This window comes from Hymenobacter sp. J193, from assembly GCF_024700075.1.
GTDB lineage: Bacteria > Bacteroidota > Bacteroidia > Cytophagales > Hymenobacteraceae > Hymenobacter.
Genome location: NZ_JAJONE010000001.1, coordinates 1011734 through 1026158 on the forward strand (window position 1 = coordinate 1011734; position 14425 = coordinate 1026158).

Below are 14425 nucleotides of genomic sequence, written 5' to 3' on the forward strand. Positions count from 1 at the left end.
CCTCTTACCTGCAAGAACAACAATCTGACCGGAAAACGTGCCAGCCGGTTGGAAAGTGCTTACGAGACTGCCGGGCATTTGGTAAGACACGCCTGAACCCCACAAGTTGCATCAGCGGCAGGCCCGCTGCTAGGCTCCCAAAACCTGGCTGTGCGTATCTTTGCGCATGCTTACTTCCTTGCGCCGCGGCGACGGCAGCGTGTACCTCACAGTGGAGCGAAACCAGCGCGACAACTGGATTCATGCCCGCTGGTATGGCCACCAAACCCTCGGGACAATTATGGATGGCGGCCTCACGTACGTAGAGATGCTGCGCACGGAGCCCTGCCCCAAGCTCCTGAACGACCACCAGAACCTCATCGGGGCCTTCACGGAGGCTAACACCTGGATCCAGCAGGTCTGGACACCGCTTATCATCAACGCGGGGTTGCGCTACTTCGCGCAGGTGGTGTCGCCGGACATTTTCAGCCAGCTGTCCATCGAAAACCTGCAGCAGCGCATCGGCGACACGCTGCAGATGCAGCTGTTTGAGGATATTGAAATGGCAGAGGCCTGGCTGCGGGCCCAGGAGCCCGGGGTTTAGCTTTCTTGGGTGGGCGGCGTCGGCAGCCAGACTATCACCTCCGTGTACACGCCCGGCTCGCTTTCCACCATGAGGGTGCCTTCGTGGCCTGCTTCAATGATTTCCTTGCTCAGAGCCAGGCCCAGGCCCGCAGCTTCCTCGGGAGCTTTCGTAGAAAAGAACCGCTCGAATACCCGGGCCTGCGCAGCCCTGGGAATCCCTAGGCCATTGTCGCGCACCCGCAGCTCTATACCGGTGGTGGTGCGGCGGGTTTGCAGAAGCACTTGCGGCACGTACCCGGCTTCGGACTGCCGGCTGCGTTCCTGCACGGCCTGAAAGGCGTTGAGGAAAATATTGATCAGGGCCCGCCCGATGTCGTGGCGCACCATGTGTATCGGGCCCAGGGCTTCATCCAGGTCTACCTGCAGCTGCACTTCCAGCTTAGGGGCTTTGGCCTGGGTATCGTGGTAAGTCAGGCGCAGGTAGTTTTCGGCCAACTCGTTCAGGTCCGAGGCCTGGCGCACACTGGGCTGCCGGCCGGCGTGAGCCAGCATGCCGCGCACGATAATGCTGGCCCGCTGCCCGTGGCGGCGCAGGGTGGCCTGGTGCTGGCGCAGGGTATCCAGCATGTCCTTCATCGTTTCCGCAGGCTCCTTGGCCAGCTGGGTGGCCTGTAGCGCCGCCCGCATTTCGCCGGTTAGCTGCTCGCTCACGCCCGCCAGGTCTTCGACGGCCTGCACTGGCTGTTGCAGCTCGTGGGCTACGCCAGCCATCAGCTCGCCCAGGGAAGCCATCCGGTCGCGCATCACCAGCTGGTCCTGGGTTGTCTTCAACTCCCGCAGCATGGCCGACAGCTCGTCGCGCTGGGTGGTGAGGGTTTCCTTTTGCTCGGTAACCTGGGTATTCAGCTCCTGCAGCTGCGCGTTGGTGCGGCGCTGCTGGCGGTTGTGGCGGGCCTGCAGCAGGGTTATCAGCAGTAGTCCCCCGAGCCCGGCCAGCAGCGCGTAGATGTAGAGACGCACCTTGTAAGCATCCTGCTCCTGCTCCACCTTTTGCTGGCGCTGCACCTCCGACAGGGCAATGGCATCCAGCTGTTTGATACGCAACGGATTATAAAGGCTGTCCTCGGCCCGCTGGCGGAGGCGCAGGTAGCGCAGCGCGCTATCGGCCTGCTGCCGGCTGGCAAAGGCATCGGCCAGCAGGCCGCTGGTGTGCGCAATGCCCACCATATACGGCAGCTTCTGCCCCATGCTGAGGGCTTTGCGGCCGTAATACACGCTGGAATCCGTTTGCTGCTGACCCTGGTAAAGCTCAGCCAGGTACTGATAGGCACGGCAGGCGCTGCGCAGGTCGTTTTCGGGCACGGCAGCCTGCGCACTGCGGCGGTAAAACTGCAGGGCCTGTCGGTCTTGGTTGCGGGCCGCTGCCAGCAGCCCCAGTTCCCGCAGCACGTAGGGCTCGGGGTTGCCCCAGCTGCTCCAGCGGCCGGGCGTTTCCCGCATCACCTCCGCCTCGGCCTTTTCCAGAAAGTAAGCGGCCGAATCCAGCTTACCCGCCCCGGTATAGGTGGCCCCAATGTTGGCCAGCACACTCACCAGCTGGGAGGTATCGTGCGTGCGCACCTGACGGTAGATGCGCCAGGCCCGGAAATAGTGCTGAAGGGCCAGCCGGTGGTCGTCGAGGGCCTGGTGGAGCAGGCCAATCTGGTTGAGCGTGCGGGCCGTGCCTTCCAGGTCATGGCTGGCTTCGTTGAGTTGGAGGGCCTGGAGATTGAGGCGCAGGGCCTGCGCCAGATTTCCTCGCTCCCCCTGCAGCATACCCAGGCGAGCCAGGCAACGGCCTTCTCCTTTAGCATATTTGATGCGGCGGGCCAGCGCCAGGCCCTGCTCGGCATACAACAGCACCGAGTCGAGACGGGAGTAACGGAAAGAAGCACTCAGATCGGCCAGCAGCAGCACCCGGCTGGTATCGGCCGTAGCCTGCGACAGCGCGTAGCGAAGCGCCGGCGTCTGGGGGCTTTGCGCTTTGCTGGGTGGTGGAACCAGGATTGCAGCCAGTAGGAAACCTATCAGGACGGCATAGGGAAGCTTCATGGCCGAAAATTAGCCAATATTCACTAGTACTTATGTTATAGATGCAATTCCGCCGGCCGGCCTGTACTTGCGGTGCGCACCCGGGCTTTAGCCAAACGCTGAAATACCGCCTACTTTATTTGAGCTTTTTCGCAACGGGAATCCTTTCCTCGGGCCATAAAAAAGGAGCCCGACCTGCTGGCCGGGCTCCTTTACCATCAAATCAACGCGGTGCTAAGCCTTGCTATTCGTGAGCAGCTCTACCATTTCCTCCGAAATACCGGTAGTGCTGAAGCCGCCGTCGTGCATGAGGTTCTGCATGGTCACGTAGCGCGTCAGGTCCGAGAACAAACTCACGCAGTAATCAGCGCAGGCTTCGGCGGGCGCGTTGCCGAGCGGTGACATACGCTCGGCGTACTCGTAGAACGCATCGAAGCCGCTGATGCCGGTACCGGCTGACGTTTTGGTGGGTGACTGCGAAATGGTGTTCACGCGCACTTTCTTGAGCTTGCCCAGGCGCTGGCCGTAGCTGCGGGCAATGCTTTCGAGTACGGCTTTGGCCTGCGACATATCGGTATAGTCGAGGAAAGCGCGCTGGGCGGCAATGTAGCTCAGAGCTACCACCGAGCCCCACTCGTTGAAGGCGTCCTGCTTTTCGGCCACGGCCAGCATGCGGTGCAGCGACAGGGCCGACACGTCCAGCGTTTTCTGGTACCACTCGTAGTTCAGCTCGCCGTAGTGCTTGCCCTTGCGGATGTTGGTGCTCATGCCAATGCTGTGCAGCACGAAGTCAATTTTACCGCCAAAGTGCTCCTGCGTACCGCTGAACAGCTTTTCCAGGTCTTCCATGGAAGTAGCATCGGCCGGAATGATGGGCGCCTCGCACTCCTCCGACAGCTTGTTGATTTCGCCCATGCGCATGGCCAGCGGGGCGTTAGTTAGCACGAAGCGGGCGCCCTCGGCGTAGGCTTTCTGCGCTACTTTCCAGGCAATAGAACGTTCATCAAGGGCGCCGGAAATGATACCGACTTTACCAGCGAGCAGGTTTGGCATAAGATGAAAATGGTGAAATGGTGAGGTGGTGAGTTGAAGAGCACCCCAACGCTGAAATTTCAGGTTAACGGCTGCCAAGTTAAGTATTCATAACTCACCATTTCACTATTTCACCATTTCACCGCTAGCCCACCAGCTCCTCGCCGCGCATGGCCAGCAGCTCGCGGGCACTTTGATAGGCGTGCTGGCTGGGGTTGGCGCCGGAAATCATCTGGGCAATTTCCTTGATGCGCTCATCCAGGCTCAGCAGCCGGATGCGGCTCACGGTGCGGTCGGCGCGGTCTTCCTTGTACACGAAGTAGTGCGCGTCGCCGGCGGCGGCCATCTGGGGCAGGTGCGAAATGGCAATGAGCTGGTGCTTTTGGGCCATCTGCTGCATCATGCGGCCCACTTTTACCGCAATTTCCCCGCTGATGCCGGTATCAATTTCATCGAACACTATCGTCGGCAGGGCCGTCTTGTCGGCCAGCATGTACTTGATGCACAGCATCAGGCGCGAGAATTCCCCGCCCGAAGCGGCTTTGCTCAGCGTCTGGGGCTGGGCGCCTTTGTTGGCCGTAAACAGGATGCTCACCACGTCGATGCCGCTGGCAGCGGGCTGACCAGCGCTGTGCTGCACTACAATGCGCGAGTGCGGCATGCCCAGCTCCACCAGCAGCAAAGCCAGCTCCCGCTCAAACTTCGGGAAGGACTTTTGCCGCGCTTCGGAAAGCTTGGCGGCCTGGCGCGTCACGGTGGCCAGGGCGCCATCGGTATCTTTGCGCAGGCGGGCAATTTCCTTGTCCAGGTTCAGCACTGAGCTGACTTTGCGGCGCAGCTCGTCGCGCACCAGCAGCAGCCCGTCCACGTCGCGCACCTGGTGCTTGCGCTGCAGGTTGTAGAGCACGTTCAGTCGGCTCTGCAGCTCATCAATGCGAATAGGGTCGCCCTCGGTGCGCCGCTCCGTGTCTTCCACCTCACCGGCAATGTCACGCAGCTCAATCAGGCAGGAGTCGAGGCGCTCTTTCAGCTCGCGCAGGCCACTGGCAAACCCCGCCACCTGCCCCAGCAGCTGACTGGCTTCCTTGAGGCTGCCCGTGGCGCAATACTCACCTTCCGACAACGCCTGCAGCGCGTGCGTCAGCTTGAATTTGATTTCCTCGGCGTGCTCCAGCTGCTTGATTTCCTGCTCCAAGGCTTCCTGGTCCTCGCCATCAAGGCGGGCGTCTTCCAGCTCACTGAGCAGGAAGCTGTGGTAATCCAGCTCCTTATTGGCCTGCGCTACCTGACCTTCCAGCGTTTTCAGATCGGCTTCCAGCTTGCGGTATTGGCGGTAGCTGCTGCCGTACTGGGCACGGGTAGGCACCAGATTGGCGTAGAGGTCGAGCAGGTTGAGCTGGAATACCGCGTCGCCGAGCAGGAGCGTGTCGTGCTGGGAATGGATGTCCATCAGGTTGGCCCCGATGGTGCGCAGCGTTTCCAGCGTTACGGGCGTGTCATTGATGAACGCGCGCGACTTGCCGGCCGGGCTGATTTCGCGGCGCAGGATGCACTGCGCGTCGTAGTCCAGGTCTTCCGACTCGAAAATATCCTGGAGCTGGTAGCCGGAAATATCAAACTGGCCCTCAATCACGCACTTGTGCGCGGTGTTGAACAGCAGCTTGGAATCGGCCCGGTTGCCGAGCAGCAATCCAATGGCGCCCAGCATGATGGACTTACCGGCGCCGGTTTCGCCGGTAATAATGTTGAGCAGGGCCGAGGGCCGCAGCTCAAGCTGCTCAATAAGAGCGTAGTTCTGAATTCGGAGGTCAACGAGCATAATCCGCGCATAAACGGGCTCCTGACCCGTGATTAGCACCTTACAATTGGCCGATAACTCGCCCGAGTACGGCCTGCTAATCACAAATCTACTAACTCAATTAGTGAGTTGCTAAATTTTTTATTTTAGAGAAGTGTATTTAACCTTCGTTTCGGGCCTGATTCTTTCCTACCGCTTCAGAATGGTCTGGTACTTGGCGGCGTTGGTGGGGTCTACTTCGTTGAGCATGGTCACCACGGCTTCTTTCTGGCTTTGCTCGGGGCTGGTCCGGAACACGTTGGCAATTTCATCGGCTTTCGACTCGAAGAAGGCGCGCACGATAAGCGTACCGGGCCGCCGTACGGCCGCCTGCTGAATGCCCGCCAACCCCGTCTGGATGCTGGCGCGGGCGTCGTTGGGCTTTTCCACGAAGATATCCAGGCCCTGGCGGTAATAGGCATAAAGCGCCGAGCGGCAGTCTTTCAGCTGCGGGTCCTGCAGGTTGTTGAGCAGCCAGTAGCGGTTGCGCGACTCGCCATCCTTCCAGCCCTTGTCGTTTTCCAGGGTCTGGCTGGCCGCGTTGTTCACGATGCGCTGGGCCAGATCGTAGTAAGGCGAGCCACCCATGGGCGCAAACGTGTCGTGGTCCAGCCCGATCATCAGGTAAGCGTAGAAGCTCAGCAGGGACGACAGGTTGGAAGTAAACGACGTTTCGGAGTAGTCGAGCGGGTTCTGGGGCGAGTAGTTGAACACCCACCCCTTATCGGAAAACGAGAAAACGTTGGTTTCGTAGCTGGTGCCATACACGGGGCGTGTGCTCACCAGCACGGCCGTGGCCTGGTAGGTGCCCGCCTGCGGCACGCTGTTGATGCCGATGTAGAGCTTGCAGCGGATGCGCTCCTCGGGCCGGTAGGTTTCGTTGGTCCAGCGGCGCGTGTTCAGGAACTGGGTAATGTCCTTCTGCATCTGCGTGACCAACTGCCGGTCGGCAATGTTCACGTTTTCGGTGTTGACGGTGACCTCGCAGTTCAGCTCCTGGGCCGCGGCCAGCTGGGGCAGCGCACTCAGGAAACTCAGCAAACAAACCAGCAGAAACTTACTCATGGGGCGAAATTCGGGTCAGCACGGCCTGCACGATGTCGTGGGCCACGGCGGCTTTGGGTTTCAGCCCGAAGATAGTCTTTTGCCCGTCGGCGGCCAGCAAAGTCACTTTGTTGGTGTCGTGCTGGAAACCGGCGCCGGCGTCGCGCAGGGAGTTCAGCACCACCAGGTCGAAGTTCTTGCGGCGCAGCTTGCCAAGAGCGTGTTCTTCTTCGTGCTCGGTCTCCAACGCAAAACCCACCGAAAATTGTTCGGGCCGCTTGGTTTTTCCCAGCGTGGCGGCAATGTCCACGTTCTTCACCAGCTCCAGCGTAAGGGTGTCGCCGGACTTCTTGATTTTCTCTGGAGCCACGGTGGCGGGCCGGTAGTCAGCCACGGCGGCGGCAAACACCCACACGTCGGCAATAGGTGCCTCGGTGGCGGCGGCGGCATACATTTCGGCGGCCGTTTGCACGCGCATTGTGCGTATGCGCGGGTGCGTGGGGTCAGGCAGGTTGGTGGGGCCGCTGATGAGCGTCACGTCGGCGCCAGCGGCCGCAAAGGCTTCGGCCAGTGCGTAGCCCATTTTGCCGGTGCTGTGGTTGCCGATGAAGCGCACCGGGTCCAAGGGTTCGTAGGTAGGGCCGGCGGTTAGAAGAACGCGCATAGTTGAGTTTTGTGAAGACCTCAAGTCAGACCACAGATAAATAAAAGACAGCCACTAATAGACAGCCGCCACGCTGAAGCCAGTCTAGCGAAAGTTACTCCCACTTAAAAACCATAAGCTATATACCGGCCCTTATAAATACCCTTCTCTATTTTCCATATTACATTATATCCGCCAGCACCATCACTATTCGATGACTGCAGGTATAATATATCATTCTGCTTGTCATAATTTACCTGGGTATTAAAGAGCGTTGGCTCAAATACATTTTTCAGCGCTTCAGCCGGAAAAACAATTTTCTTTGTCTTATAATATACTTCAACTGCTTTGTATTCATACAATGGGACTCCTCCATCCTGTCCCCAATACTGCCTGTTATCGACAAACTTTATCTGCGCCTTATTATCACTATAATAAGTTAGCTTGTGCTTAGCTTTATCAAATTTCTGCTTAGCAACAACTACCTTAATACTGCTGTCTGTTAGAACTACTTTATCCTTCTGCGTAACGGTTAAAGGTATTTTTTTGTAAGATGAAACTAACACTAACCTGTTACGATACATCTTACCCGAAAGCTCTGCGTTATTTTTAGCATAATTAATCTGCGCCCAATCACCATCAGTATCTAATAAAAAGACAAAATGACCGTTGTTCAATTTATCGATAATATTACTGCTGCTGTCTGCATTCCTTACGTTACTGTAGCCATCTTTGTCACGCACAACGGCAAATTGCCCAAAGCAATAATTTGTCATTACCAGCAGGCAGGCAGTCAGAATGATTTTCATCGAATAGCAGATCTTAGATTTTTAACTCAGACAAATCTTTTTCAGAAGATTTAATGGCCGAAAACCCTCTCCAACTCCACCACAATCTGCTCCGGCTCCTGCATGCGGCCGGGGCCTTCGAGGCCGCTGGCTAGTTCCCCAGCGGGTGAGTCGAAGATGTAGTTACCATAGGAGCGCAGCAGGCGCAGGTTTTCCTGGGTGGCCGGGTGCTGGTACATGTCCAGGTCCATAGCTGGGGCCAGTAGCACGGGGCAGCGGGCCGAGAGGTACACGGCCGCCAGCAGCGAGGGGCAATGACCGTGGGCCAGCTGAGCCAGCGTGTTGGCTGAGACGGGCGCAATCAGCAGAACATCGGCCCAGAGGCCCAGGGCCACGTGGTTGTGCCACTCCCCGGTGGCCTCGCTTTTCAGAAAGCCCGTGAGCACCGGCTTTTTAGAGAGCGTGCTCAGGGTAAGGGGCGTAATAAAGGCCGCAGCCGAGGTAGTCAGGATTACCTGCACCTCGGCTCCGGCCTTCACGAGCAGCCGCACCAGGGCGGCACTCTTATACGCGGCGATGCTCCCGCACACGCCCAGCAAAATCTTCCGACCGTGCAGCGACGACATCTGGGGCGGGGCTTAACTAGCTGAAACTATTCGGCGGCGGGCTCTTCAGCGGCCGGCGTGCGGAAGTGGATTTTGCCTTCCAGAAACTCCTCTACGGCCAGGTTGGTGGGCTTGGGCAGCCGCTCGTAGTGCTTGCTGATTTCGATCTGCTCGCGGTTTTCGAACACTTCCTCCAGGTTATCCACGGTGGTAGCAAACTCGGCCAGCTTGCCGTTCAGTTCCTCTTTCAGCTTCACCGAAATCTGGTTGGCGCGCTTGGAGATGATGGCAATGCTTTCGTACACGTTGCCGGTTTCGTGGGTGAAATCCGACATGTTGCGCGTCACGATGGAAGCAGGTACGTTGTTCGGGCTTTTCATAAGATCAAGGGTTGACTTGTTGAGTGGCTAAATGGCTGAATGGTTTTCTTGTTGAATGGCTGGCAGATACGAGCCATGTAATCATTCAACAAGATAACCATTCAACTATTCAAGCCATTATTTAGCCGTTGCCGCAGTGGCATCGGCCGGTTTGAGCTTGGCAATTTCGGCGCGGGCCGCATTGTACATGGTTTCGGCGGTCTTCAGGGTTGCGCTCTGCGGGAAGCTGTCGATGAAGTTCTGGTAGAAGGCTACCACCTCTAAATACCGCTCACGCTGCTTTTCCTCCACGCTTTCCTTGGCGTACTCGTACTGGGCCGTGAGCTTCATATACGCCGCCTGCTCGCTGTAGGCCGAAGCCGGAAACTGCTGCTGAAACGTATTAAAAGCCACTACAGCGGCTTGGTTGTAGCGCAGCTGAAAGTACAGCCGGGCGCTTTCGAAGGCCTTATTTTCAAGCTTGGTTTGCAGCTCCGTCGACATATTCTCGGCTTCGGGCCGGAACTTGCTTTCGGGGTATTGGTTCAGGAAGTCCTGAATGGACTCGATGGCCGTGTAGGTATTGGTCTGGTCCAGCTCAAACTCCGGTGAGTCCCGAAACAACGACTTGGCGTGCATGAAGCGGGCTTCCTCCACCAGCGCCGAGGAGCTGTAGGTTTCGGCAAACTGCTGGAAGTAGTAGGCGCTCAGCGTGTAGTTGCCGCCCTGGAAGTTGGTGTTGGCAAAGTAGAAATCGGCCTTCTCCGCCTCAGGGCGGCCTTTCAGCAGCGGAATCAGCTCTTCCAGCAGGGTACCGGCCCGGGCATAGTCGCCTTTCTCGTAGTACTCAATAGCGGCGGTGTACTTTTTGTTCACGTCGTCGCTCTTGAGCAGCTTTTGGTAGCCGCTGCAAGCCCCCAGCAGCAGCGTGCCGAGCAACAGAACAAATACGAGAGGTCGTTGGAAAAGCATAAGGGGCGCAAAGGTAACGGATTACAGGGGCCGAATCAAATCGGCCTGATTGGGCTAGCCCCGGGCCGCCGGAGCGGGCTTGGCTGCCGGAGCAGCGGGCTTTTTAGGCGTCGTCGCCGGTTTGGCCTTGGGCTTGGCTTTGGTCGTGCGGGACTTGGTGGTTTTGGGCTTGGCTTTCGGTTTGGCCTTGGGCTTGGCCGGCGGCGCAAAGTGCTTGCCCATCGTGGTGGCCCGGGTAGGGCGCTCCGCGGCCCGCCAGACAAACCCTTTCAGCTGTCGGTCTTCATCCTTGAGCTCATGCGGCGGAATAAAGCTGGCATCGGGATTGGTCTGGAAGCTGATGGTCTGGAGTTTACTATCGGGCGAAAAGCGCAGCGTCATGGTGGCACTTACGGCTTTGTTCAAGCCCGTGAGCGTAGTGTCGCCTTCAAGAGCATAGTAGAGGCTCTCGGCGTTGCCAAGCACGTCCACTTTTTTCAGCTTGCCCGCCTGAAAGTAGCCCACCATGTTGCGTCCTCGCACCTGATTGAAGTTCAGCAAGGTGTCCTGGCCCACGATGAACGAGTTGGCATACAGGCGCATCTGGTCAATTTTCTGCCGACGCATCCGCAGCTCCATACTGTCGGCCGTGAGCTGGTTTTGCTCGCTCCACAGCACGGGCTGGGTGTTGAGGTAGATGACAGAGTCAGCGCGGTTGTAGGTGAGCGAGTCGCAGCGCCCCTGCAGATCAGCGCGGAAGATGCGCACCTTGGGGTAGGCATAGATGATGCCGCCGGGCTTGTTGGGCACCTTGCTTTCCACGCTCACCAGCGTATCGGCGGCCAGATACAGCGTATCACGGTCGGCAATGTTGCGCATCACGGCGCTGCCGTAGAGCTTGGCCCGCCCCTGCCCGCGCCAGTAGCGCCCCACGTCACCCCGGATGGTGAGGTTTTCCTTTTTCGATACCATCGACACGCGGCCGGTAGCCAGGCCGTACTCGCGGGCCTCGTCGTAGAACAGCTTGTCGCCGCCCAGCAGGTACTCCGGGGTTTCAATCTTGGCGTTGCGCTCGAAGTTAGACACCCGGGTGCGGGAATTGTAGTTGCCGTTTTCGGCGTAGAGCGTGCCGCGGGCGCCTTTGATGCGCGTGGGCCCAAAGAAGTACACCACCTTCGATACCGTATTGTACTGCAGGGTGTCGCCGGTGATGAGGTAATCTTTGGTTTGCACCCGCACGTCGCGCCGGAAGCTGAACACCTTCGTGTCGGTGTTGTAATAGCCCAGCCGACTGTCAAGGGTGTTTTCGGGGTCGGTGAGGTGGCCGCCGCCGCTGTACACGGCCAGCTTGCGGTTCAGGTCGTAGTCGAGCACCGGCGTGGTGAGCGTCATCCGCGGGTCGCGCATCACCACGTTACCCGTCATGCGGGCCGTGCGGGCGTCACCGTCGTAGGTGGCCCGGTCGCCGGTGATGGTGAGCGTGTCGTTCTGCACGATGCGCACGTTGCTGAACGCCTCAATGGAGTTGCGGTCCGTGTACTGGTAGGCCGAGTCGCAGTACATAAAGGTGTCACCCTGTTTGAAGCTCACATTGCCGATCAGCTTGCGGATTTCAACCCCGTTGAAGGTGCCGCCAATCAGCTCCTGAGTGCCGGGCAGCAGTTCCACCCGCTGGCCTTTGGGTGGGGTGGGCTGGGTTGCAGGCTTGGCGGCGGGGCGCTGCTGAGCCCAGCCCAGAACTGGCAGCAGCAACAAAAGCAGAAGAAAAATCGACTTGGGAAATGACATTTAAGCGCAAAGGTACGGAAGGCCCAGCGGTAACGCCCATCTTTGCAGGCTAGTGCCTTTTTGGAAGAAATAACGGCTGGGAGCTAATAATTAGGAGTTAGAAGCCAGGAGTTTTTAGTTCCCCTCCTTTCTCAAGGAGGGGTGGCCGGAGGCCGGGGTGGTTTACTAAAGCTAGCCAGCCGCCCGAACGACTAACCAGCTCTGATTTTTTAACTCTAGTCTGACCACCCCGCCCTCTGGGCACCCCTCCTTGAAAAAGGAGGGGAACTAACTTATAGCTCTTAGCTTCTCACTCCCCGCCCCATGCTCGACCGGATTCAACAGTTTATAGATCAAAACGCCCTCTTCTCCCCTACCGACCAGCTGCTGGTAGCCGTCAGCGGGGGGCTCGACTCGGTGGTACTGGCCGACGTGCTACACCGCTTGGGTGTGCCGTTCGGGGTGGCACACTGCCACTTCGGGCTGCGCGGCGAAGAGGCCGATGCCGACGAGCAGTTTGTGCGCAAGCTGGCCAAGCAGTACGAGGTGCCGTACTTCGTGGAGTTTTTCCAGACTAAGAAGTTTGCCGAGCAGGAAGGTATTTCTACCCAGATGGCCGCCCGTGCCCTGCGCTACGAGTGGTTTGAGCGGATCCGGCAGCAGCAGGGCTACGCGGCCATTGCCACCGCCCACCACCAGCGCGACACGGCCGAAACCATGCTGCTTAACCTCACCCACGGCACCGGCCTGGCGGGTTTGCACGGCATCCGGCCCAAAAGCGGCCACTTGGTGCGCCCCCTGCTGGCCGTGAGCAAGCCCGACCTCTACGACTACGTGGTGGAAAACCACCTGATCTGGCGCGAAGATGCCAGCAACGACTCGCCCGTATACCAGCGCAACCGCCTGCGCCTGGAGGTACTGCCCGTGCTGCGCGACATCAACCCCAACCTGGACCACACCATGAGCGTGACGGCTGAGCGGGTGGGCGCGGCCGAGGAAATCGTGCGCCGCTACGTGGAAGAAACCGCCGCCCAGGCCCAGCGCACCGAACCCGAAGCTACTTACCTCGACATTCGGCTGCTGCAGAAAACCGCCGCTACTGCCGTAGTGCTCCACGAGCTGTTGCGGCCCTACGGCTTCTCCTACCTGGTTACCAAAGACATTGTGCAGAGCTTCGGGGCCGAGCCGGGCCGCCGCTTCGACTCGCCCACTCACCAGCTGGTGAAGGACCGCGACCAGCTAGTGATTACGCCGCGCAAGCTCCAGAAATTCGGCACGCACCAGTTGCAGGCCGGACAGGAGGCCCTCAAAATCGACGGACTCCACTTGCGCACCGAGCTGCACGAGCTAATTGAGGGCTACGAGGTGCCCAAAGGCAAAGCCGTAGCCGCCCTGGATGCCGACGTGCTCAAGTTTCCGCTCACGGTGCGCGCCTGGCAGGAAGGCGACTGGTTTATGCCGATTGGCATGAAAGGCAAGAAGAAGCTCTCCGACTTCCTTATCGACCAGAAGATACCGCTCAACCTCAAAGAAAACGTGCAGGTGCTCTGCTCCGCCGACGGCAAAATTGCCTGGGTTATCGGTTTCCGCCCCGATGACCGGTTTAAGGTAACGGAAGAAACCGCGCGGGTGCTGGTGGTGAAACGGATGTAAACCGCCGCGCAATGACAGGAATAGTTTCGCGTCTATGGCTTAGCTTTACGCCCAACCCACACGTTCACCCCAATTCCATCCACTGATGAAAGTTACCGTAGTTGGAGCCGGCAACGTAGGCGCAACCTGCGCCGATGTACTGGCCACCCGCGAAATTGCCAACGAAATCATCCTCGTTGACATCAAGGAAGGCATTGCCGAAGGCAAAGCGCTTGACATCTGGCAGAAAGCCCCCATCATTGGCTACGACTCCCGCACCGTGGGCGTCACCAACGACTACGCCCGCACCGCCGGTTCCGACGTGGTAGTTATTACCTCGGGCCTGCCCCGCAAGCCCGGCATGAGCCGCGACGACCTGATTTCGGTGAATGCCGGCATCGTGAAGTCGGTGACGGAGCAGGTGGTGAAATACTCGCCCAACGCCATCATCATCGTGGTATCGAACCCGCTGGACGTGATGACCTACCAGGCGCACCTCACCTCGGGCCTGCCCCGCGAAAAGGTGTTTGGCATGGCCGGCATCTTGGATACGGCCCGCTACCGCGCTTTCCTGGCCGAGGCCCTGAACGTGAGCCCCAAAGACATTCAGGCCGTACTGATGGGTGGCCACGGCGACACCATGGTGCCCCTGCCCCGCTACACCACCGTAGGCGGAATCCCCGTAACCGAGCTCATCGGCAAAGCTGAGCTGGACGCCATTGTGCAGCGCACGGCCGTAGGTGGCGGTGAGCTGGTGAAGCTGATGGGCACCTCGGCCTGGTATGCGCCCGGCGCCGCTGCGGCTCAGATGGTGGAAGCCATTGTGCGTGACCAGCGCCGCGTGTTCCCCGTGTGCATCGAGCTGAAAGGCGAGTATGGCATCGACGGCGTATACTTGGGCGCTCCGGTTATCCTGGGCAAAAACGGCATCGAGAAAGTTATTGAGCTGCAGCTCAATGACGAGGAAAAGGCGCTGCTGGAAACCTCGCGCGGCCACGTAAAAGAAGTAATGGAGGCTCTGGATAAGATGACGGCTTCGGCTTAAGCGTATCCTTGCTTTTCAGAAGGCCGCTCTGCTTCGTGCAGGGCGGCCTTTTTTGTTCGCTGGTCTGCTTGGTAGTCAGTATCTTGCC

Annotated in this window: 13 protein-coding genes; 3 read left to right on the forward strand and 10 right to left on the reverse strand. The window is 58.9% G+C overall.

Annotated features, from left to right (window positions below; all coding sequences use genetic code 11):
* The first annotated feature begins 166 nt into the window (after nucleotides 1-166).
* A complete protein-coding gene (locus LRS06_RS04340) occupies nucleotides 167-583 on the forward strand; it encodes a hypothetical protein (protein WP_257870356.1) in 417 nt (138 codons plus the stop codon).
* On the opposite strand, the gene LRS06_RS04345 is transcribed toward LRS06_RS04340, so the two are convergent.
* From LRS06_RS04345 to LRS06_RS04390, 10 genes are all read right to left on the reverse strand, one after another.
* Nucleotides 580-2655, reverse strand: coding sequence for an ATP-binding protein (locus tag LRS06_RS04345; protein ID WP_257870357.1), 2076 nt, complete (start codon nucleotides 2653-2655; stop codon nucleotides 580-582). The two genes, LRS06_RS04340 and LRS06_RS04345, sit on opposite strands and share 4 nt — an antisense overlap.
* Before the next feature lie 213 nt (nucleotides 2656-2868).
* On the reverse strand, nucleotides 2869-3687 hold the full coding sequence (locus tag LRS06_RS04350) for an enoyl-ACP reductase (RefSeq protein WP_257870358.1): 819 nt from the start codon (nucleotides 3685-3687) through the stop codon (nucleotides 2869-2871).
* 124 nt (nucleotides 3688-3811) lie between these two features.
* The gene (recN, locus tag LRS06_RS04355; protein WP_257870359.1) at nucleotides 3812-5485 is read right to left on the reverse strand and encodes a DNA repair protein RecN; all 1674 of its coding nucleotides are present in this window, start codon (nucleotides 5483-5485) and stop codon (nucleotides 3812-3814) included.
* 168 nt (nucleotides 5486-5653) lie between these two features.
* The gene (locus LRS06_RS04360) at nucleotides 5654-6568 is read right to left on the reverse strand and encodes a DUF4835 family protein (RefSeq protein WP_257870360.1); all 915 of its coding nucleotides are present in this window, start codon (nucleotides 6566-6568) and stop codon (nucleotides 5654-5656) included.
* On the reverse strand, nucleotides 6561-7211 hold the full coding sequence (locus LRS06_RS04365; RefSeq protein ID WP_257870361.1) for a phosphopantothenoylcysteine decarboxylase: 651 nt from the start codon (nucleotides 7209-7211) through the stop codon (nucleotides 6561-6563). Before LRS06_RS04365 ends, LRS06_RS04360 begins: the two co-directional genes overlap by 8 nt.
* Nucleotides 7212-7315: 104 nt before the next feature.
* Nucleotides 7316-7999, reverse strand: coding sequence for a hypothetical protein (locus tag LRS06_RS04370; RefSeq protein WP_257870362.1), 684 nt, complete (start codon nucleotides 7997-7999; stop codon nucleotides 7316-7318).
* A gap of 50 nt (nucleotides 8000-8049) precedes the next feature.
* Entirely contained in the window at nucleotides 8050-8604 is a 555-nt protein-coding gene (locus LRS06_RS04375) for a flavoprotein (protein WP_308239867.1), read from the reverse strand.
* A gap of 26 nt (nucleotides 8605-8630) precedes the next feature.
* Complete coding sequence (locus LRS06_RS04380) at nucleotides 8631-8963, reverse strand: DNA-directed RNA polymerase subunit omega (protein ID WP_196953301.1); 333 nt, start codon at nucleotides 8961-8963, stop codon at nucleotides 8631-8633.
* Nucleotides 8964-9080: 117 nt separating this feature from the next.
* Complete coding sequence (locus tag LRS06_RS04385; RefSeq protein WP_257870363.1) at nucleotides 9081-9914, reverse strand: outer membrane protein assembly factor BamD; 834 nt, start codon at nucleotides 9912-9914, stop codon at nucleotides 9081-9083.
* 54 nt (nucleotides 9915-9968) lie between these two features.
* Entirely contained in the window at nucleotides 9969-11681 is a 1713-nt protein-coding gene (locus tag LRS06_RS04390; protein ID WP_257870364.1) for an OstA-like protein, read from the reverse strand.
* A gap of 303 nt (nucleotides 11682-11984) precedes the next feature.
* Here LRS06_RS04390 and tilS point away from each other — a divergent pair, with 303 nt between their 5' ends.
* Together tilS and mdh are read left to right on the forward strand one after the other, a co-directional pair.
* The gene (tilS, locus tag LRS06_RS04395; protein WP_257870365.1) at nucleotides 11985-13313 is read left to right on the forward strand and encodes a tRNA lysidine(34) synthetase TilS; all 1329 of its coding nucleotides are present in this window, start codon (nucleotides 11985-11987) and stop codon (nucleotides 13311-13313) included.
* 85 nt (nucleotides 13314-13398) lie between these two features.
* Nucleotides 13399-14337 (forward strand): malate dehydrogenase, encoded by a 939-nt coding sequence (gene mdh, locus LRS06_RS04400; protein WP_257870366.1) that lies wholly within the window; start codon nucleotides 13399-13401, stop codon nucleotides 14335-14337.
* Nucleotides 14338-14425: the final 88 nt, after the last annotated feature.

Bases quoted from the DNA above. Each gene is read 5' to 3' on its own strand.
- mdh (WP_257870366.1), top strand. From the start codon at position 13,399: ATGAAAGTTACCGTAGTTGGAGCCGGCAACGTAGGCGCAACCTGCGCC.
- LRS06_RS04345 (WP_257870357.1), bottom strand. From the start codon at position 2,655: ATGAAGCTTCCCTATGCCGTCCTGATAGGTTTCCTACTGGCTGCAATC.
- LRS06_RS04340 (WP_257870356.1), top strand. From the start codon at position 167: ATGCTTACTTCCTTGCGCCGCGGCGACGGCAGCGTGTACCTCACAGTG.
- recN (WP_257870359.1), bottom strand. From the start codon at position 5,485: ATGCTCGTTGACCTCCGAATTCAGAACTACGCTCTTATTGAGCAGCTT.
- LRS06_RS04360 (WP_257870360.1), bottom strand. From the start codon at position 6,568: ATGAGTAAGTTTCTGCTGGTTTGTTTGCTGAGTTTCCTGAGTGCGCTG.
- LRS06_RS04375 (WP_308239867.1), bottom strand. From the start codon at position 8,604: ATGTCGTCGCTGCACGGTCGGAAGATTTTGCTGGGCGTGTGCGGGAGC.
- tilS (WP_257870365.1), top strand. From the start codon at position 11,985: ATGCTCGACCGGATTCAACAGTTTATAGATCAAAACGCCCTCTTCTCC.
- LRS06_RS04390 (WP_257870364.1), bottom strand. From the start codon at position 11,681: ATGTCATTTCCCAAGTCGATTTTTCTTCTGCTTTTGTTGCTGCTGCCA.
- LRS06_RS04350 (WP_257870358.1), bottom strand. From the start codon at position 3,687: ATGCCAAACCTGCTCGCTGGTAAAGTCGGTATCATTTCCGGCGCCCTT.
- LRS06_RS04380 (WP_196953301.1), bottom strand. From the start codon at position 8,963: ATGAAAAGCCCGAACAACGTACCTGCTTCCATCGTGACGCGCAACATG.
- LRS06_RS04365 (WP_257870361.1), bottom strand. From the start codon at position 7,211: ATGCGCGTTCTTCTAACCGCCGGCCCTACCTACGAACCCTTGGACCCG.
- LRS06_RS04385 (WP_257870363.1), bottom strand. From the start codon at position 9,914: ATGCTTTTCCAACGACCTCTCGTATTTGTTCTGTTGCTCGGCACGCTG.
- LRS06_RS04370 (WP_257870362.1), bottom strand. From the start codon at position 7,999: ATGAAAATCATTCTGACTGCCTGCCTGCTGGTAATGACAAATTATTGC.